Origin of the sequence: Sphingomonas sp. Leaf242 (assembly GCF_001422045.1) — a bacterium.
Classification (GTDB): domain Bacteria; phylum Pseudomonadota; class Alphaproteobacteria; order Sphingomonadales; family Sphingomonadaceae; genus Sphingomonas.
Genome location: NZ_LMLW01000014.1, coordinates 1 through 19,090, shown reverse-complemented (window position 1 = coordinate 19,090; position 19,090 = coordinate 1). Strand labels below are relative to the sequence as shown.

Here is a 19,090-nt window from a genome sequence, read left to right as displayed (position 1 = left end):
ATGATCAGGATCGTGCTTTTCGTAATATCGGCGCTCATGCTCGCCGGCCCCGCAGCCGCGCAGGTCGATCCGGTCGCGCGCGCGATGGCAGCGAAAGCGCTCTCGGTCGCGACCGCACCAACGACGATGAAGACGACGATCGTCGGTGGCGAGCAACCCGACACGCCGGCCGTCTCGGGCGCTTCGGGGACGATCGGCAACTCGCCGATCCAGGTCAACGGCAGCGCCGCCAACGACACCGGCTATCTCGCGTTCAAATACGGCGCGGACGGCAAGGGGGTGACCAATTACTGGGTCAAGACGCGCAGCCTAGCGATGAACGGCTATGCCGCGGTCCAGAACGGCGATCGGATCGTCGTCGACCTATGGCAGGCGGGCACCGGCGGGCAGACCGGGCATGTCGGCGGGAGCCGGGTCACCGTCGACAATGCGGTCTTCTCGGCGGGCGAGGTCGCCGGGCGCTGGGCGCTGTTCACCGGCACCGGGGTCGCGTCGTCGCAGGTGAGCAAGCAGTATCCGGTCCGCTACGGCACGATGAACGCGATCGTCGCCAACAGCTATCAGCAGGTGATTTTCCCGGGCGGCGTCAACCCGGCGCTGCCATCCGCGGGGAGCAATTTCGGCGGATGGGTAGTGATCGGCGCGGGTGCGGCATCGCCCGGTTTCGGCGCGCTGAAGTTCCTGCGGTCGGGCGCCGCGCTGCTCGCCACGCCCGAGGCGGGCGCGTTCGAGGTCGATGCGAACGCCCGACCGTATTTCACCGCAGCCGATGGTGTCCGGCGCGGCGTCATGCTCGCCGAGACCAGCGATCCAAGCGTAACGGTGCTGCCGGGCGCGGGCGCCGGCGCGACCGTCACGATCGACGCGAACGGCAATGCGGGGGTGGTCCTGCTGGTCACGGGCGCAGGACCTGGGAGCGGACCGGGCAGCAGACCGGGCGCGGGGCTCGGCGCGGCCGACCTGTTCACGGTGACCTATGCACATGCCTATCCGTCCGCCAGCTACCCGGTGATCTCGGCCGCCAACGCAGCCGCGGTCGCACTGGTCCGGAACGGCTATCTGACCGCGACGAAGACAGGCTTCACCGTCAGCGTGCCGATCGGTCCTGGGGATGGCCCGGGCGCAGCGCTTCCGGCCGGCAGCTATGCCATCACCTTCAACGCACCCGGCGCTTGACCCGACCAGTGTTTCCCGCCCCGGCGCTTCCCGAGCCAGCGTTTCCCGACCCGGCGCACCGGGCGATGGCCTCGCCCGAATTCGCGTTCGTCTGTGCCTGCGCCGGACCTTTCGCCCCCCCCGACCCGGACGGCGATCTCGACGATGCCACGCTCGCCGCGATCGCCCACCGGCATCAGGTCGTGCCGCTGGTGGTCGAGGCGCTCAAGCGACACGGTCGGCCGATCCCTCCGGCGCTTGCCGCGCGCCACGATCCGCTCGCGCCGCTGCGCGCGGCACGCGAGGCGATCCGGTTGCGGACGCTGTTGCTGGCGGACGGGATCGAACCGATCTTCCTCAAGGGCAGCGCGCTGGCGATGCTGGCCTACGGCGCGCTCGGTCGTCGTCAGTTCAGCGATATCGATCTGCTGGTTCGCCCCGTCGATGCACGCCGCGCAGCCGAGTTGCTCGAGAACGCCGGGTATCGCGCACGCAGCGATACGGGCGGCAATCCAGCGGATACCAATCTCGCAGGCGCCACGCTCGCAAACAGGGTCGCGCGACTGTCGCCGCTCGCCAAGGACATGGAAGTACGTCACGCCGACAATGGCCAGATCGTCGAGCTGCACTGGCGCATGACCGACGCTCTGCGCGAACGCCCGGCCCAAGATCGCGAAGCCGTCCAGTGGGTCGACCTCGCCCCCGGCGCAGCCGTCCCCACGCTCGCGACCGACGCGCTCTTCGCCTATATCTGCAACCACGGCGCCGCGCATATGTGGGCGCGGCTGCGCTGGCTGGCCGACGTCGCCGCGTTGCTCGCGCGCGAGCCCGACGGCGGGGACCGGCTCTGGCACGCCGCGGTCGCGCGCCGCCAGGGTCGCGCGGCCGCCTCCGCCATCCTGCTGGCGCGGCGGTATTTCGGCACGCCCGTCCCGCCAGCCTTCGCGGCACCCGTATCGCTGCGCCTGAGGGTGCTCGTCGCACTGTCCCGACGCGTGATCGAAGCAGGTGGCGGCACCACCGAGCTCGCCCGCACGCACTGGCGCGGCTGGGCCGAGATGACGGGCAAATTGCTCGTCGTGTCGAGCCCCGGCGATCTCGGCGGATGGTGCGTCCGCCTGCTGTTCTCGGCGTCCGACGCAGAAGCCGAACGCTCGCGCTTCTGGTTCGTGCTCCACCCGCTGCAGCGCATCCCGAGGCTGCTCAAGCGGCGCAGGCTGCGGCAGGACCTGCGCCGCACGCGCGAGCGAGCCTGAACCCCGCACGTCCCTAACCCGCAAGTCCCTGAACCCCGCACGTCACAGCCAGCGACGCATATCCGGCCAGCGCATCGGCGACATCGTGACATACTGCGCCATGCGCGGACGATCCGCGGTGTTGGCGCTGGCGCCATGCGGCAAGTCCTGGCGCCAGATCACCAAGTCGCCCGGCGCTGCCGCGATCGGCACGGCTTCGCGCGTCAGGTCGATCGTGCGCGGGTCGCGAGTCCCGAGCGTCTCCAACCACCCTTGCGCAAGCCGGTGATGGAAGCCCGGAACGACGCGTAGCGCCCCCTGCGTCGCCTCGGTATCGGTCAGATAGAGGATCGCCTGCGTCTCGAACGGAATCTCTCCGGCCAGGCTGGTGTCCCAGTGCAGGTTGGGCCCCGGAAACGCGTAGCGATCGGTTACCGGTGGATTGAAGCTCAATCGATCGGTCGACACCAGCAGGTCGGCATGGCCGTAAAGCTGCGCGAACCCGCGATGCACTCGCGCCGATCGACGCGGCACCTCCATCGTCGGGTGCTGGAACGCCTGCACCATAATGCCGTTCTCACCGCGGCCGTACCAGCTGGCCGGATCGGTAGGCGTGGCCGCCTTCAGCCTCCACAGATGCGCCGCGATCGCGGCCGCCTCGTCGCGCGTAATCGCCTGGTGCAGGACGACGACGCCGTCGCGCGCCCATGCGGCCATCTCGATCTCGGAGAACACCGGTTCGGCCGCCATGATCGCCGCCTGTCGCCTCAGTTCCGCATCCGGTATCGGCGCGCCGTCGTACCAAGCATGATAGCGCGCGATCGCCGCACCGCGCGCGCCGTCAGATGCCCCGCCTGCCGTCGCCTCGGTCCAGGCGACGAACGCGTCCCACGCAGGACGCTCCCGGCCGAGATACGAGATCGTCTGCTCCAGCCCCAGACCCAACGTATCGAGCAAGGCGCGCCATGGCACAGGCCGCGCCGCGTCGCGCGCGGCGCCACCCGTCACGCTCCGCCATACGTCTTCGAGGCCGCGTATCGTTCGAAAATCCAGCCGACCATCGGTCATGTCTTCGCACTCGCCCACTGCCAAGCTCACCAATACATTTTCATGATTGAAATGATCCGCTTAGCAATAGACTTTCGCCGAAAAACCATTCTTCGACTTAATTTGCATAACTCTTTGATATGCATCCTAATGTATTTCTATATGTCAGATTCTTGCAATTAACACATCTTACGATTGATCTATGTCATTCCACACAGGTATTACTATTCCTCTTTCATGCAAATAGTATTTCTAGATTCGCATTCCTGGCTTATCTAGATTTAGATAATCTCATAGCATTCAATGACAAACCATCATTATCAAAGGCTTACCCATGAGACTATTAATAGTTGCAGCCTTGCTCGTCGCCATGCTGGTGACTGGATGGTATATTTATACTAAGATGATGGAATCTAAGAGAAAGCACCGGTTTGCTCGCAAACGTGCGCGCGATGCGCTCGCATGGCAGAAGGTGTTGGACAAGAACGCCGCGGACCGCGCAATGGCCGACGCCGCCACGGGTTCGGCCTGAGGCTTGGAACCTATCCGATACGGCTATACCATCTAGAGAAAGCGCTCTCCGGCATGGTCGCGGAAGAGTTCGTGGTTGCGGACATAGTCGGACAGGATCTCGAGCGACTTATGTCGGCTGACCTCCTTCATCTTGAACACCGTCGCGCCTTGTCGCGCCGCCTCGGTCAGGAATCCGGCGCGTAGCGAATGGCCCGAGACCTGCGCCGGATCATAGCCCGCAGCCGCAGCGCGGGCCTTCACCACCAGCGCCACGCCGCGGTCGCTCATCGGCCTGGTCGTGATCCGCCCCTGCGGCGTGAGCTTGCGGAACACCGGCCCCGTGTCGAACCCGGCACAGGCGATCCACGCCAGCAATAGCGCCTTCGGCCGGATCCGCCGGCCCTCGGGGATCGCGATGATCGCGCCCTCACCTTCCTGGTCGGTCTTTGATTTGCGGACCGTGATCATCAGCCCCTCGGGCGTGATCGCGACATCGTCGATCTCGAGCGCGACCAGCTCGGACCGGCGCAAGGCCGCAGCCATGCCGATCGCCAGCAACGCCCGGTCACGGACCGCGCGCACGCTGTCACCGTCACATCCGCGCAGCATATCACGCAGCATGTCACCGTCCGCGGCGCGTTTTTGGACCTTCCTGATACCGTGCGTGCGGCGGATGCCCGCGACGGCATTGCGGATCGCAACCGCCCCGGGCTGTTGCTGCGGCGGATCATACCCAGCCTGCGCATGCATATAACCGATCGCCGCCAGCCGGCGCCCGATCGTCGACGGCCGCACGCCGGCCTGTGCTTCGGCCGACAGGAATATCGCGACGGCCTCGGGCGCGGCAGGCAACGACGTGATCGCGCGCGGCGCGCACCAGGCCTCAAATATCCGCCAATCGGAATCATAGGCCCGCCGCGTCGCCGGCGCGCGCGCTGCGGCGACATAGGCGCGCGCCGCCTCGATCTCGTCGTCCAGCAACAACGGGATCAACGGTGTCGACGCAATGCGCGTGAGCGCGGTATCGTCCAGGTCGTCGTTCATGCGTCGGTGCCTTCGCCTGGAGCCTGTTCGGTGGCCCGGTTTCATCTACGGCCGAGAATATGATCGGGCGACCTGCCGCACAGCCGGCCACCCGCCCGCCCCAAAACCAGCTGGTTCGTTTATTCCGAGAATAATGATTATCGGAATAAACGAACTTGTAAACGACCGTGATGCGGCGTGCTCGACGACGGCGATCGAGGCTCTGGAATCGACGGTGCGGATCGCCACGTCATCCGCGCGACCGCTGTCGAGCGGGATTTACACGTCCTTTCGCAGGACGCCGGACGGCGCCGCTGTAATGATCGCGACTTGTCGTTACGCCGGTTAACGGTATGGAACCGACTTCTTGCAGAACATGTAAAGGTGTCGAACATGGTCGATAACACGCGCGTAATAGTGGTCGGGCTCGGCTATGTCGGGTTGCCGCTCGCTGTTGCGCTGGCCAAGTCGTTCGAAACCTGGGGTCTCGATGTCGATACCGGCCGTATCGCCGAACTCGAACGCCGGCATGACCGCACCGGCGAAATCGACGCCGATCGTCTCGCTGCATCGAGTCTGAGCCTGACGACCGATCCCGCAGCCTGTCCGGAGGCCGATTTCTACATCGTCACCGTGCCGACCCCGGTCGATGCGGACAACCGGCCCGATCTCGGCATCGTGATGGCGGCGACGCGGACCGTCGGCAGCATGTTGAAACCGGGTCGCCGCTCGATCGTCGTCTACGAGAGCACCGTCTATCCCGGCGTCACCGAAGACCTGTGCGGTCCCGAGCTCGAACGCATCAGCGGACTCGTCTGCGGCGAGGACTTCTTCCTCGGCTATTCGCCCGAGCGGATCAATCCGGGCGACCGCGAGCATACCGTCGATCGGATCACCAAGGTGATCTCCGGCCAGACGCCCGAAGTCCTCGAGGCGATTGCGGACCTGTATAACAAGGTGACGACGGGCGGCGTGTTCCGCGCCGCTTCGATCAAAGCGGCCGAGGCAGCCAAGGTGATCGAGAACGCGCAACGCGACATCAACATCGCCTTCGTCAACGAGATCACGCAGATTTTCTCGAAGATGGACCTGTCGGTATGGGACGTGCTCGCCGCGGCGGGCACCAAATGGAATTTCCTGAAGTTCGAGCCGGGTCTCGTCGGCGGACACTGCATCGGCGTCGATCCCTATTATCTCGCCCACCGCGCGACCGAACTCGGCTGCGATCCGCGCATCATCCTGGCCGGCCGCGACATGAACGACGGTATGGCCGCATGGGTCGCGAAGGACGTCCACGACTGGCACGCGGGTGCGGGTGCTGCGCGCGTCGCGAAGGTGCTGATGCTCGGGCTGGCGTTCAAGCAGGACGTGCCCGACCTGCGCAATTCGAAGGTCGCCGATCTGGTCGCCGCGTTCCAGGGTCTCGGCCATCAGGTCGACGTCCACGATCCGCTCGTCTCCGCGCCCGAAGCGCTGCATGAATATGGCCTGGAACTCGTCGCGGCGCCCGTCGATGTCTATGATCTGATCGTCCTTGCCGTCCCCCATCGCGAACTGGTCGAGGATTTCGCCCGGTTTACGAGCCAGTTGGCGCCGGACGGCGGGATCGTCGATCTGAAGAACGCGCTCGCCGGGTCGGGACAGGTGCCTGACGGAATGAAGCTATGGACGATGTGACAATCGCGCCTACATGCAGCCCGAGCGGTCATCGTGCGGCCGCCCGTGTCTGCGTTCGAGGTTTGCGTGTTTTCTAAGCTGTTCCGCCGCATGTCGGCCTCCGTGTCGTCGAAACCCGTGTTCGCAGGGCCACCCGGCGCGCGTCTTTACGCGATCGGCGATGTCCATGGCCGGCTCGATCTCGTCGACGATCTGCTCGGCCGGATCGAGGACGACATCGCCGACCGACCGGTGGAGACCGCAGCGGTGGTTTTCCTGGGCGACCTGATCGATCGCGGCCCGGAGTCCGCCGGCGTCGTCGACCGGTTGCAGAGCCTCCGGCATTTTCCCGCCAGGATGCTGTTCATCCTCGGCAATCACGAAGAATTCCTGCTGCGTGTCCTGAACGGCGAGCCGGGAGTCGCGCATGACTGGCTCGGCTTTGGTGGCGATGCCTGCGCGGAGAGCTACGGTGTCGCGACCGCCGCGTTGCAGGCGATGGACGAACAGCGGATCGCCGAGGTGCTGCGCCAGGCGATTCCGGCCGCGCATGTCGCCTTTCTGAAGACCTTCGGCGACACCTTCCGGTTCGGCGACTATCTTCTGGTGCATGCCGGGATCCGGCCCGGCGTGCCGATCGATGAACAGCAACCGCGCGATCTGCGCTGGATCCGCCAGCCCTTCCTGTCCGATGCGCATGATCATGGCTGCATGGTGATCCACGGCCACACGATCAGCGACGGTGTCGACCAGCGTAGCAACCGGATCGGTATCGATACCGGTGCCTATCGGACCGGCATCCTGACCGCCGCGGTGATCGAAGAGGAGGATCTCCGCTTCCTGGCGACAGGGCCTGCAACAGGCGGTTAGCGCAGTGGCCTGAAGCGCTGAAACTCCGGTGAGTCCCACCGCGCGGCCAGCACGATCGCGAGTGGAGGCAGCATGGTCAGCGCGATATCGACGAGCATCGGGCCCGGCCCCCAGGGATAGCTGTCGATACGATAGCGAATGAAGTCGAACGCCTCGTTTACCAGTTCGAGGCCGAGGACGAGGATCAACGGCAGCCAGGACCCCAGTGGCCGACGCAGCAGCCAGCCGAACCCCAGCGTCAGCAGCACACCGAGCAGCAGATGGAAATCATGATGCGTCAGCCCGGACGTCGCGCTCAGCCAGACCTTGACCCTCTCCCAGTCGAGCACGATCGCGACCACCGCACCGCTGTGCCCGCCATCGCCCATCACTCCCCCTCCACCGGCGTGGTTTCGGTCACCGGAGTACCGGGCATGTCGACGAATTCGGCCTGCGTCACACCGTGATCATGAAGTTTGAACATGATCTTGGCGAGACACATCGTTCGCGCCGCCCGCGGAACGACGATCCTGACCGGACGTCCCGCCGCCCACTCCACCGCATATTTTCTGAAATCGGCATTCCGCAACGTCCGCCCGGCGCTCGATAGATCGCATTTACGGGATTTCGCGACGACGATGATCTCACGGGGAGTCTCGCCGGGCACGTCGCTACTCGACAGCAGCAGCACAAGAGCGGCAATCACGATCATGAAACCGCATTCGCTACCTTATCTACTGTGTCAACACGGTCTTGATCGCTATTGTCGGGCGATCTTGCCTTTGTAGAAGCTATCAGTGCCCGACTTGCGGCAGACCGGGGTTAATTGTAGGTGTGCGCATACGCATCACGGGGATGCATGGTCGGTTGCAGGGCAGTGACATTATGAAAATCGGATTGATGCGCCGGATGGCCGTCATCGGTCTTGCCCTGCTGCTGGCGGCGTGCGCGTCGACGCGCGGTGGAACCATATCCTATGATTCCAGTAACTTCGGCACACCCGATGCACCCAAGATCGTTGCGATCGACGATACCTACAAGCTGGCACCACTCGATACGGTGAGCGTCATGGTGTTCCAGGTCGCCGATCTCAGTCGCGACTATGAGGTCGACCAGAGCGGTCGCATCACCATGCCGCTGCTCGGTCGCGTCGATGCGGTCGGCCTCAGCACGACCGAACTCGGCACCGTGATCGGCCATCGGCTGGACGAAAAATACCTGCGCAATCCGAGCGTTACGGTGTCCCTGAAGTCGTCAGCCAGCCGCGTCGTCACGGTCGATGGATCGGTTCGCCAGCCCGGCATCTATCCTGCGACCGGTGCGCTATCGCTCATTCAGGCGATTGCACTCGCCCGCGGTACCGACGATCTGGCCAACCCGCGCCGTGTCGCTATTTTCCGAACGATAGCTGGCAAGCGCACCGCCGCAGCGTTCGACCTTACAAGTATTCGCCGTGGTGAGATGGCCGATCCTCAGATCTATCCTGGGGATACAGTTGTCGTCGATGGATCAGGCGTAAAAAAGACGCAGCGCGACCTTCTCCAGGCACTACCGCTTACTTCCATCTTCTTGGCGCTATAACGCCTTCGCCTTTAGGATTTTTGTAAATGGCAAGCCCGGGGGCCATGGGCCCCACAAACCTGACCGTGCAACCGGATCAGCGCCGTGAACTCGCTGCCATAAGCAAAGAAAGCGGTTATGGCGGCTATGGTACCACGAATAGCGGTCGCGAATTATCGCTGGCGCTGTTGTGGCGTATTGCTGTCGAGTGGCGATGGCTGATTCTTGCTGCGGTCGGCACAGGACTTGCGCTGGCAGTACTCTCCACGTTGCTGACGCCGCTCAAATATCGCTCCACGACGTCGATCGAACTCAACCCGCCACAAGTCGAAATTATGGCGAATGAGGATAGCAAGAGCGGCAGGCAAAGCAGCACGCGCAACGACACCAATTTCGTCGGCACGCAACTCGCGCTGCTCGGCAGTCGGGCGCTTGCCGAACGCGTCGCGCAAAATCTCAATCTTGCCGCCAATCCGGCAATCGTCGGTGAGAGTACCGATCGTACCGCAAACACCGAAACGGCTGCAAGATTCGTGCAAGGCGGAACGCAGGTAAAACTGCAGCCGCAGAGCATGATCGTCAGCGTGTCGTTCGTCGCCCGCGATCCACAGATCGCGGCGAAAGTCGTCAATGGCATCACCGATGCGTTTATCGCGACCAATCTCGAACGACGCTACCAGTCGTCCTCCTATGCACGCGACTTCCTGCAACGACAGATCGCGACGACGCGGCGCGATCTGGAAAAGTCGGAACGCCAACTCACCAGCTATGCGCAACAGCAACGGCTGATCAGCACGGGCGGCAGCGAAGAGGGTGGCGACACCAATTCACTGACCGGCAGTTCGCTCGTGTCGCTGAACACCGCTCTCGCCGCCACACAGGCACGCCGCATCGCAGCCGAGCAGAAATATCGCGAAGCGGCCCTGGGTGGTGCGACGACCGAAGGAAGCTCGAACGCGGCGCCGTTACGCGCGCAAATCGCTGCACTCGACGCCGAATATCAGCAGAAACTCCAGACGTTCCGTCCCGACTATCCCGAAATGATGGCGCTCAAAGCGCGCATCGATGCCTTGCGGGCGTCGGTGGTCAGCGAGACGCGCACTGCCAATTCCGATCGCATCGGCACGCTCCGCCAGGATTTCCAGGCGGCGCGCGCCGAGGAAGACCGGCTTCGTGCACAAGTTTCGGGGCTTAGCGGTTCGGTGCTCGAACAGCGCGGTCGATTGATCCAGTATAATATCCTGCGACGCGACGTCGATACCAACCGTACTCTCTACGATGCACTTCTGCAGCGCTATAAGGAGATTGGTGTCGCGAGCGGTATCGGTACTGCTGTCGCGTCGGTGGTCGATCGCGGCCTGGTTCCTGGCGGGGCGTTCTCTCCCAATCTCTATCTCAATCTCTTGATCGGTGCCGTCCTGGGCTTTGTCGTCGGCATGCTGGCGGCGATCGCGCTCGAATTCATCAACGACACGATCAAGACACCCGACGACGTCCGCAACAAGCTGCAGCTACCTTTCCTGGGGGGCATACCGACCGCCAAGAGTGCAAAGCCCGTCGAGGAATTGAAGGATACGCTGTCGCCGGTCGCCGAGGCCTATCTGTCGACCGCGTCGGCCATGCAGTTCGTGACCGAAGGCGGCGCGCCCAAGACGCTGCTCGTCACCAGCACGCGTCCGGCGGAAGGTAAATCGACGTCGGCATGGGCGCTCGCGTACAGCTTTACGCGGTTGGGCAAGTCCGTCCTGCTGATCGATGCCGACATGCGCCGTCCCGCCTTCGTTACCGGGCGCGACAATATCGGCCTGTCGCATATCCTCACCAACACGGGTTCGCTGAGCGAGCACGTCCTGCACACCGATGTGGAGGGGTTGTGGATCATGCCATCGGGCACCATTCCACCAAGCCCGCCCGAACTGATTGCCTCGGCACGCTTCGCGTCGCTGCTCGCCGACGCCTCCGCGACCTTCGACGTTGTCGTGATCGACGGTCCACCGATCCTTGGTCTCGCAGACTCTCCTTTGTTGTCGTCGATCGCGCAGGCGACGCTGATGGTGATCGAATCCGGTCGCACCAGAACGCGGGCAATCGTCGAAGCGCAAAACCGCCTGCGGACTGCGGGCGCGCATATGGTCGGTGCCATCCTGACGCGCTTTCAAGCGCAGGCATCGTACGGCTATGGCTATGGCTATGGACAGACCAAGGATCAGTATCGCTACGTTGCCGACGACAACGACAAGAAGCGCCGGATCATGCTGACGATGCACGATGAGCCGTAAGAACGGCAGACGTACGCCGCGCAACGCCCTGAGCGTTCGCGGCATGGTCTCTGCTGCGATCCTGGCGGTCGCGGGCGTATCGCTCGGTTGGCTGTCGTTCAAATCCGCGATGGTCAATACGCTGCCGGCTTCTTCAGGCGAAATCGCACGCTTGGCTGCCGATGATCCCGGCGTCGTACTGGGCCGAACAGCCACAAGGCTCGTCGCGCAACACGGTATCCTCGATGCGCAAACTCTCGACGCCGTCCGGCGGGCGGCTGCGGCCGCGCCGCTCGATGCGCGCGCCTATCTGATCCTCGGGCATCAACAGTTGCTCGACAATACACCGGACCGCGCGGTCGCGACGCTGGAAGCCGGACAACGGCTCGATCCGCGCCAGCGGTTGATCCATCTGCTGCTGCTCGATCGCTATCTGCGGACCGCGCACTATGCCGACGCCGCAACGCAATTCTCCGTCCTCGCACGCATTCTCGGCGCGGCGCAGGCACCGATTGCGACGGCGATGGCACAGATGACGATGGCGCCCGAAACCCGCGAGGCGGTCCGACGCACGCTGAACACCGATCCGGTACTCGAACGCGCGGTGCTGATCGCTCTGGCCAAATCGGCCATCGCGCCGGATGCGATCTTCGCGCTCGCGAGCCCGGCCGCGCGCGCCGATGCAGGCAATGCCGAGAGCTGGGGTCCCGTTCTGGTGAACCGGCTCGTCGAGCGCAGCCAGTACGCAGCTGCGCGGTCGGTATGGCAACGTATCTACGGCATATCAGCCGCGCAGGCGGCGATGCCGATCACCAATGCCGGATTCCGCGAAACCAGGGCAGCCCCCCCGTTCGACTGGACGCTGACCGCCAGCAGCCTTGGCGCAGCGGATTTGCGGAGCGGGAGTATGGCGGTGGAATATTATGGGCGGGACAGCGGTGCCTTGGCGAGCCAGGTGCTGGTGCTGCGGCCGGGGCGCTACCGCTTTGCGATCACCGTCGATCCGGGCAAGACCGATGCCACGACCACGCTAGCCTGGACGCTCGCGTGCAAGGCGGCAGCAGCCGACACGCGCGACCCGCTGATGACGCTTCCCGTCACCGCGACCGCCAAACCGCACCGTATCGCGGCCGATGTCGTGGTGCCGGCAAACTGCCCGAGCCAGATCCTGACGCTGCGCGGCGAAGCCGGCGAGTTTCCGTCGCCGCTGAGCGTAACGCTGCGCGATCTGGATCTTCGCCCCGTACCGGACTCCACGTCATGATCCGCCACGCGATCGTTCCCGTCTTCCTCCTCGCCTGCCTGCTGCTCGGAGGCGCGAGCGCGGCGGGCTTCACCGCCAATTTCATTCTCCAGATCACGAGCCTGCCGCTGATCGGCTGGGCGCTGTGGACGATGCTGCAGGAGCGCCCGCCGGCACAGATCCGCGCGCCGCTCGGCCTGCTCGCGATCTTCGTCACGATCGCGGTGCTGCAACTCGTGCCCCTGCCGCCCGCGCTGTGGACGCTGCTGCCGGGTCGCGCGTGGGTCGTCGACGGCTATCGGCTACTCGGCATCCCGCTGCCCTGGCTGCCGCTGACGCTGGCGCCCGATATCGCGCCGGCGAGCCTGTTGTGGCTGCTGCCGGCGATCGCAATGCTGTTGAGCGTAGTCGTGCTCGGCGCGTTTCGCGGTCGCTGGATCGCCGCGACGATCGTCGCGGTCACGCTCGCCTCGGTCGCGCTGGGCGCCTTGCAGGTCATCGGCGGGACCGGCGCCTATCTCTATGCGATCACCAATTACGGCGTCGCGGTCGGGTTCTTCGCCAACGCCAACCACAATGCGACGCTGCTGCTGGTCTGCATCCCGTTCCTCGCCGCGCTCCAGGCGACGCTGCTGCGGCGCAGCAAATCGCAGCGCAGCGCCTCGGCGGTCCACCTGCTCGTGGGCGCGACCTATGCGGTCATCTTCGTCGGCCTGCTGATCAATTCCTCGCTCGCCGGGATCGGGCTCAGCGTGCCCGTGGCGCTCGTCTCGTGGCTGACGTTCGGGCGGCGCCGCAGCGCCGTCGTCCAGCGCGGCCTGATCGTCGCTACCGGGCTGGTCTCGCTGGCGGCGATCGTCACGATCGTCGTCGGTCCGTTCGGCAACAACCTGTTCGGCGCACAAAAGGCCAATGCCGAGCTGTCGCGCCAGACCTCGTTCGCGCTCACCTTCCAGGCGGCGCGCGCGTATTTCCCGATCGGCTCGGGCACCGCCAGCTTCCAGCCGATCTATCGCACGCAGGAGCCGCTCGCCTCGGTCACGCCGACCTACATGAACCATGCGCACAGCGACTGGCTCGAGCTGCTGCTCGAGACGGGGATTGTCGGGATCGCGTTCGCGGCGCTGTTCCTGGCGTGGTGGGTGGTGCGCCTGCGCGCGATCTGGCGCGCTGAGGAGCCCGATCCGTTCGCGCAGGCCGCGGTCATCGCGACCGCCGCGATCCTGCTGCACAGCGTCGTCGACTATCCGCTGCGCACCGCGGCGCTGTCCGCGGTCTTCGCCGCCTGTATCGGCCTGATGTCGGGCGTGCGCCCCTATACGCGACGCAGTCGTGCGCCGTCCTCCGCGCGGCACATGAGCCTGTAGCTCAGGCGGGCGCGACCGCGGTTGTGCTGGTCGCCTGGGTGGTCGCGCCACCCGTCGCGGACGCGATCGCCTCCAGATAGCGCGCCTCGACGACCGACACGTCGAACTCGCGCTCGGCGATCTCGCGGCTGCGGCGCCCCATCGCCGCACGCGCGTCCGCGTCCAGGGCGAGGAACGCGAGCATCGCATCGGCGAGCGACCGCGCATCGCGTACGGTGCACAGAAAGGCGTTCTCGCCGGCGCGCGCGATCTCGGTACAACCGGGTACGTCGGTGGCGATCAAGGGCCGCCCCATCGCAGCCGCCTCGAGCAGCGAGCGCGGCATGCCCTCGCGGTACGACGGCAACACGACGGCAGCGGCGCGGACCAGATGCGGCCTGACATCGGCCGCCTCGCCGAGATAGCGCAGCGTACCCTCCTGTTCCCAGCGTTGGACGGTCGCGCGGTCGATCGCGGTGCGGTTCTGGACGTCGAGGAAGCCGAGCAGATGGAATTCGACGTCGGGCCGGCTGGCGCGGACGATCCGCGCGGCGTCGGCGAACTCGACCACGCCCTTGTCGCGCAACAGCCGCGCGACCATCAGCAGGACCAGAGGCGCCCCCTCCCCGGCCGGTTCGGGCACGAACTGCGCCAGGTCGATGCCAGACCCCGGGAGCAGCGCGGTCCGCGCCTCGCGGACCAGCCGCTGTGCCACGAACAGATCGCGGTCGTGGCGGTTTTGGAAGAACACCGTCGCCGACCGTGCCAGCGCAGCCCGGTAGAGCAGCCGCACCACCCGCGTCACCAGGCCGATCTTGATGAACGCGGTGCCGAGCCCGGAGATGTTGTTGATGACCGGGATGCCGAGCGCGTGCGCGGCCAGCGAGCCGTAGACATTGGGCTTGATCGTCCAGCCGAGGAACGCGACCGGCCGCACCTGTTTCAGGATACGCAGATACGCCGCGGCAAGCTTCAGGTCGCGGACCGGCGAGAGCCCCTTGCTGTCGATCTCGATCGGGAAATACCGGACCCCCAGCGCGATCAGCGCCTCGCTATGTCCGTCACGCGGCGCGATCGCGACGACGTCATAGCCTTCGCGTATCAGTCTGAGGACGAGATTGGCCCGGAAGTTTACGATATTCCAACTTGCGTTGACCGATATCACGATCGTCTTTTTCATCGGTCCCACCGGTTTGCGGCTAACCGGCATTGATGAAAAACGCTCTATACGGCAGCCAATATTCAGCGTTCGTCGCGAATACCAGCCAGACCAGCTGGACCGAGGCCGAATAGGCGCAAACGGCGATCGTCAGCTGCGCGTTCAACGCCCTGCCATTCCCGAAGACATACGGAATCCTCGGCAATATCGCGATCTGGAGGGGGATGAGGAACAAGGCCAGCCTGTCGATCGCGGTCGTAAAGCTGACGGTCAGCACCAATGGCAGCGTTATCAGCGATACCAGCGCGAAAGCGGTCCACATGTCATCCTGGTACGAACTGAACTTCATCTTCTTGCGCAGCAGGATGGCGATGACGGCAGGTACGAAATTCATCGCGACCCTGACCACGGCACCGGACGACGCATATTCCGAATCGATGTAATTGTTGATCAGGCTATCGGTCTGGTCTTTCAGGATCAGGACGAACAACCCGATCGAGACGATAATTCCGAGTATCGATTGCAGCAGGCTTCGGCGGATGACCGGCGCCAGTATCAGGGGCAGGATCAGAAGCGCCGTCTTATGAAAGAGTGCCGCGGCGAAGACATAGGCGAGCGTCTTCAGCGTCGACTGCTTGTCGACGTCTGCCAATCCCGCCAGGATTATCCCGATCGCGACGGCCTGGCGGGTGTATCCCATGCCGACGACGATCACGAGATAGGGCACGGCAACGAGGAATGTGAGCGCGGGATTCGGCTGGCGACTGCAGAAGCGGATCATCGCAAAGATCATGATCACGCCACACGCGAAATTGACCAGCCAGATACCCGCATCCAGTCGCCCGGCGACAAAGACTATCGCCGAATATGCCGGGTCATAGGTCAATACGGCTTGTGAAAACGTCAGAAGCTGGATTTGATCGTAGATTCCCAGATACGGAATCCAGTCGCCACCGACTTCGTACCGCAAGCCGATCATCAGCGCCGTCACCAGACCGAGGCCGTAGACGACTATGAGAGAATGGGAGGGCTCCGATCCGATCCGGGCATCAGGCGTGGCCAATCGATTATAGCCGAACGCCGCGACCATCCAGGCGATGAAGAGGACCCAATACGGAAGCAGAATAAAGTCCTAATATCGGTCGTTGATCGCACTCGCTTAGAAGGGATGCGGCGCCTTCGCAACGTTCGGGATCGGCGCGGCGCCCAGGCTATCGCCCGAGAGAGCAGCGCATTGCGCGTAGCCTACATAGTAGCGCGATACGAACCGAACCCCTGCGCGTCCGCACCCCGCATTCCGGAGCCGTCGGGGGGACGTTGCTCGGCTTACCCCGACGATCACGGCAAAATCATTGCCGACATCGTACGTGCGCTGGCAAAATTTCATCTTCGATGCACAATAAAGCGCAAACATAACATCTTACGTTCAGCTCTGTGATCTTAACAAATAAACATCTTTGCAGCCTCGTCATATGTAGTAGCCACCTCCCTATAATTTCGGGAGACTCAGATGCTGTATATCATAGGCACTTTTACCGAGGCATTGGCAGCAACCATCGATGCCGATGTCGAGGTTGTTCGCACGAGCGGTCGTTTATCCGAGAATGATGGTGGTTCAGCAACTTATCAGCGCACGACCGATACGCTCCCCAGCAGTCAGCAGAATTACAGCTGGTTTCAGGCGGCCAATGGATCTGTTTGGCAGCTCGCCTCCGGGCAACCCTATTACGCCGCGCAATTCGGCGCGCTGGGCGGCGACCAGATCGACAGCCGACCGATCATTCAGGCCGCGCTGGACGCGCCGATGGTCGGCGTTCTCAACCTCGGCCCCCTGGTCCATTGGTTCTCGGGAAACATCCACAAACCGAGTGGGAAAGGACTGGTCGGCGCAGGCCGTGGCATATCCGGGTTCCGCTCGTTCCAGATCACCGTCCAACAGGCAGGCCCGCGATACGGCATCTATTGCGATGACGATAAAAACGGGTGGTTCGCCGATTTCTTCATCAACATCGACCGGGCCGGCTTGAATTTCGGCGCTACGCCGCTGGCACAATTGTTGAACCGCTGCTCCGGACTGGTCATCCGCGGCAGCAGCCGAAGCGTCCGCGTCGATCGCGTCGACGTTTATAATGCCACCGGCTATGCGCACTATACCGCTGCCGGCAACGCGGGGAATTCGGGACCAACCCCGAAAGACATCATGCGCCGGGATTGCCAGGCGTATAACAGCCAGGTCTGCTTCGAGGCCACGAGTCTCGGCACCGAAGAGGAAACCATCGACTGTGCGGCGTGGGGCGCACCGCAGGACGGCGGTACGACCATTCCGATGGAAACCGCCTATCACGCGTATGGCGGGATCGCGCGCGTCATTCGCCGGCGTTGCAGCTTCTATGGTAACGCCACGGGCGACCTGACGGTCATCACCGACGGCGTCGACAATGGCGAAATCGGCTTCGAGGACTGCGATTTCGAGACCACGGGTACGCAAGCGGGGCTGAATGTCGCCAATCCCGATCCCAACGGTACGGCCAACCCTGCTAATATCGGCAAGATCACCAGGAATTACTGGGTTCGGGGCGGCCGGATTTCCGGCGGAACGTTCGGTTTACTTGCGAACTATGCGATCGTGTCCCTGGACCGGTGCTTGGTTATCTCGCGGTCCACCGGCATACAGATCAACCTGAACGCGTCGATCGATCTATATTATCCATCGATCCGAGTGGCCGGAAATACGACCGTGGCCGTATTCGGCGTCAACGTCGAAAGCAATGGCGCGGCACGCTGGCATGGCGATGGCGATCTGACCGTGACGAACGCCGGATCGGGCGCCGTCGTCACCCTATCGCCCGCCGTGAAATTCATAACCGCACCCGTCATATCCCCACCATCGGGCCAGTTGGGCACCCCCCTGCCGAATTACCGCCAGCGTAAAATCGGTCAGGTCGCGCGGTCGGCATGGGGAAGCTACCAGCCCACCTCGGCCAACCAGAACTATTTCATCAATATCTTACTTCCGACATCGGTGGCGAACCGCGCGCTGACGGCTATCAACCTTCAGCTTCAGCAGCCCAATGCGAGCACGGCATGGCCTGCCCAGGATCTGGCGGCGGTATTCAACTGGCAGAGCGACGGGCTTATCCAGGTCAAGATCAGCAGCGCGGATCTCTTGACCGGATACAGCCTCAGGTACGAGATAATCGAGTATCTATCGTAGAATACTGAACTCCATGTAACGATGCCCATATCCTGCACGACGTGGGCATCGATACATATCGCCGAGAGGCGGCTCTACACCACATACTTCTTGCGAAAACGCCGCGGTGGCTCTTCTATAAGCTTCATGCTTATATAGCCGATCGGCATCATCAGCATAAACGATATGGCAGACCAGGCCATGGCGACGTAGAAATTATCCAGAGCCATGACATGCGCAGCGATAAATTGCGCCATCTGGAATACGAAGAAGAAGTGTGTCAGGTATATCGAGTAGGAATACTCGCCCATCTTGCCGATGAGACGGGATACGGGCCCCAGCGAATGGCTGAAACTATTGTCGTACCAGGCAATCAGCGTGCAATAGGCAATACCCTCGATCGTCGGCAACAGTATCCACCACACTTTACTGCCGTCTTTACCACCGCCCTGGAGGTCGAATAGATAGTATATGGCGAAAAATATCGCCATGACGGAGATGGCCAATCCGTGATTGCCTTTGAATATGCGCTTATATTTGAACGCGATTATGCCGAAAACGAATTGGTCGATTCGTCCGACGATGGTTCCGTAGGCAAATTGCTGGATGTCGAGACCGGACAGATAGATCGCCAGCCTGATCGAAATCGCAGCCAGGACAAAACCGATCAGCGCCGACGGCCTTTTTTCCGCGATGATCAGGAGAAAGGGAAGAATGACGTAGAAATGGGCTTCGACCGTTATCGACCAGCCCCCGTTAGGGCTCAAACCCAATCAGTCTATTGATCTGAATGGAGCTTCCTGATTCACAGAGTGTGTGACGATGGAGGCGGTAGATGGCGTTGTTCTGGTTG

Annotated in this window: 16 protein-coding genes; 9 read left to right on the top strand and 7 right to left on the bottom strand. The window is 63.3% G+C overall.

Annotated elements, in window-relative coordinates; all coding sequences use genetic code 11:
* Both ASF09_RS20515 and ASF09_RS20510 read left to right on the top strand, forming a co-directional pair.
* A complete protein-coding gene (locus tag ASF09_RS20515; RefSeq protein ID WP_060527681.1) occupies positions 1–1,176 on the top strand; it encodes a hypothetical protein in 1,176 nt (391 codons plus the stop codon).
* An 8-nt stretch (positions 1,177–1,184) separates the two neighbouring features.
* Positions 1,185–2,411, top strand: a complete 1,227-nt coding sequence (locus tag ASF09_RS20510) for a nucleotidyltransferase domain-containing protein (protein ID WP_156359447.1) — start codon at positions 1,185–1,187, stop codon at positions 2,409–2,411.
* Between the two features lie 42 nt (positions 2,412–2,453).
* On the opposite strand, the gene ASF09_RS19120 is transcribed toward ASF09_RS20510, so the two are convergent.
* The gene (locus ASF09_RS19120; protein ID WP_156359446.1) at positions 2,454–3,488 is read right to left on the bottom strand and encodes a phytanoyl-CoA dioxygenase family protein; all 1,035 of its coding nucleotides are present in this window, start codon (positions 3,486–3,488) and stop codon (positions 2,454–2,456) included.
* Positions 3,489–4,001: 513 nt separating this feature from the next.
* Positions 4,002–4,994, bottom strand: coding sequence for a site-specific integrase (locus ASF09_RS19110; protein ID WP_060527677.1), 993 nt, complete (start codon positions 4,992–4,994; stop codon positions 4,002–4,004).
* Positions 4,995–5,366: 372 nt separating this feature from the next.
* Between ASF09_RS19110 and ASF09_RS19105 the strand changes: the two genes are divergently transcribed.
* The gene (locus ASF09_RS19105) at positions 5,367–6,650 is read left to right on the top strand and encodes a nucleotide sugar dehydrogenase (RefSeq protein ID WP_060527676.1); all 1,284 of its coding nucleotides are present in this window, start codon (positions 5,367–5,369) and stop codon (positions 6,648–6,650) included.
* Positions 6,651–6,716: 66 nt separating this feature from the next.
* Positions 6,717–7,499 carry a metallophosphoesterase family protein gene (locus tag ASF09_RS19100; RefSeq protein ID WP_060527736.1) on the top strand — a complete coding sequence of 261 codons (783 nt, stop codon included), beginning with the start codon at positions 6,717–6,719 and terminating at the stop codon, positions 7,497–7,499.
* On the opposite strand, the gene ASF09_RS19095 is transcribed toward ASF09_RS19100, so the two are convergent.
* On the bottom strand, positions 7,496–7,867 hold the full coding sequence (locus ASF09_RS19095; protein ID WP_060527675.1) for a hypothetical protein: 372 nt from the start codon (positions 7,865–7,867) through the stop codon (positions 7,496–7,498). The two genes, ASF09_RS19100 and ASF09_RS19095, sit on opposite strands and share 4 nt — an antisense overlap.
* Positions 7,867–8,190, bottom strand: a complete 324-nt coding sequence (locus tag ASF09_RS19090) for a hypothetical protein (protein WP_060527674.1) — start codon at positions 8,188–8,190, stop codon at positions 7,867–7,869. The genes ASF09_RS19095 and ASF09_RS19090 overlap by 1 nt, the downstream gene beginning before the upstream one ends.
* Positions 8,191–8,312: 122 nt before the next feature.
* Between ASF09_RS19090 and ASF09_RS19085 the strand changes: the two genes are divergently transcribed.
* From ASF09_RS19085 to ASF09_RS19070, 4 genes are all read left to right on the top strand, one after another.
* Entirely contained in the window at positions 8,313–9,059 is a 747-nt protein-coding gene (locus tag ASF09_RS19085) for a polysaccharide biosynthesis/export family protein (protein ID WP_156359445.1), read from the top strand.
* A gap of 167 nt (positions 9,060–9,226) precedes the next feature.
* Positions 9,227–11,317, top strand: a complete 2,091-nt coding sequence (locus tag ASF09_RS19080; protein ID WP_235529897.1) for a GumC family protein — start codon at positions 9,227–9,229, stop codon at positions 11,315–11,317.
* Positions 11,307–12,560 carry a hypothetical protein gene (locus ASF09_RS19075; RefSeq protein ID WP_060527671.1) on the top strand — a complete coding sequence of 418 codons (1,254 nt, stop codon included), beginning with the start codon at positions 11,307–11,309 and terminating at the stop codon, positions 12,558–12,560. The genes ASF09_RS19080 and ASF09_RS19075 overlap by 11 nt, the downstream gene beginning before the upstream one ends.
* A complete protein-coding gene (locus ASF09_RS19070) occupies positions 12,557–13,906 on the top strand; it encodes an O-antigen ligase family protein (protein WP_060527670.1) in 1,350 nt (449 codons plus the stop codon). Before ASF09_RS19075 ends, ASF09_RS19070 begins: the two co-directional genes overlap by 4 nt.
* 1 nt (position 13,907) lies before the next feature.
* On the opposite strand, the gene ASF09_RS19065 is transcribed toward ASF09_RS19070, so the two are convergent.
* The gene (locus ASF09_RS19065; protein ID WP_060527735.1) at positions 13,908–15,065 is read right to left on the bottom strand and encodes a glycosyltransferase family 4 protein; all 1,158 of its coding nucleotides are present in this window, start codon (positions 15,063–15,065) and stop codon (positions 13,908–13,910) included.
* 19 nt (positions 15,066–15,084) lie between these two features.
* Positions 15,085–16,134: an EpsG family protein gene (locus ASF09_RS19060; protein WP_060527669.1), complete on the bottom strand. Its 1,050-nt coding sequence runs from the start codon at positions 16,132–16,134 to the stop codon at positions 15,085–15,087.
* 420 nt (positions 16,135–16,554) lie between these two features.
* On the opposite strand from ASF09_RS19060, the gene ASF09_RS19055 reads away from it, so the two are divergent.
* Complete coding sequence (locus ASF09_RS19055; RefSeq protein WP_060527668.1) at positions 16,555–18,258, top strand: hypothetical protein; 1,704 nt, start codon at positions 16,555–16,557, stop codon at positions 18,256–18,258.
* Positions 18,259–18,332: 74 nt separating this feature from the next.
* On the opposite strand, the gene ASF09_RS19050 is transcribed toward ASF09_RS19055, so the two are convergent.
* Positions 18,333–19,010 carry an acyltransferase family protein gene (locus tag ASF09_RS19050; protein ID WP_082444491.1) on the bottom strand — a complete coding sequence of 226 codons (678 nt, stop codon included), beginning with the start codon at positions 19,008–19,010 and terminating at the stop codon, positions 18,333–18,335.
* Between the last annotated feature and the right edge of the window lie 80 nt (positions 19,011–19,090).

Coding starts and splice junctions, on each gene's coding strand:
- ASF09_RS20515 (WP_060527681.1), top strand. CDS start 1: ATGATCAGGATCGTGCTTTTCGTAATATCGGCGCTCATGCTCGCCGGC.
- ASF09_RS19110 (WP_060527677.1), bottom strand. CDS start 4,994: ATGAACGACGACCTGGACGATACCGCGCTCACGCGCATTGCGTCGACA.
- ASF09_RS19105 (WP_060527676.1), top strand. CDS start 5,367: ATGGTCGATAACACGCGCGTAATAGTGGTCGGGCTCGGCTATGTCGGG.
- ASF09_RS19095 (WP_060527675.1), bottom strand. CDS start 7,867: ATGGGCGATGGCGGGCACAGCGGTGCGGTGGTCGCGATCGTGCTCGAC.
- ASF09_RS19090 (WP_060527674.1), bottom strand. CDS start 8,190: ATGATCGTGATTGCCGCTCTTGTGCTGCTGCTGTCGAGTAGCGACGTG.
- ASF09_RS19075 (WP_060527671.1), top strand. CDS start 11,307: ATGAGCCGTAAGAACGGCAGACGTACGCCGCGCAACGCCCTGAGCGTT.
- ASF09_RS19070 (WP_060527670.1), top strand. CDS start 12,557: ATGATCCGCCACGCGATCGTTCCCGTCTTCCTCCTCGCCTGCCTGCTG.
- ASF09_RS19065 (WP_060527735.1), bottom strand. CDS start 15,065: ATGAAAAAGACGATCGTGATATCGGTCAACGCAAGTTGGAATATCGTA.
- ASF09_RS19060 (WP_060527669.1), bottom strand. CDS start 16,134: ATGGTCGCGGCGTTCGGCTATAATCGATTGGCCACGCCTGATGCCCGG.
- ASF09_RS19055 (WP_060527668.1), top strand. CDS start 16,555: ATGCTGTATATCATAGGCACTTTTACCGAGGCATTGGCAGCAACCATC.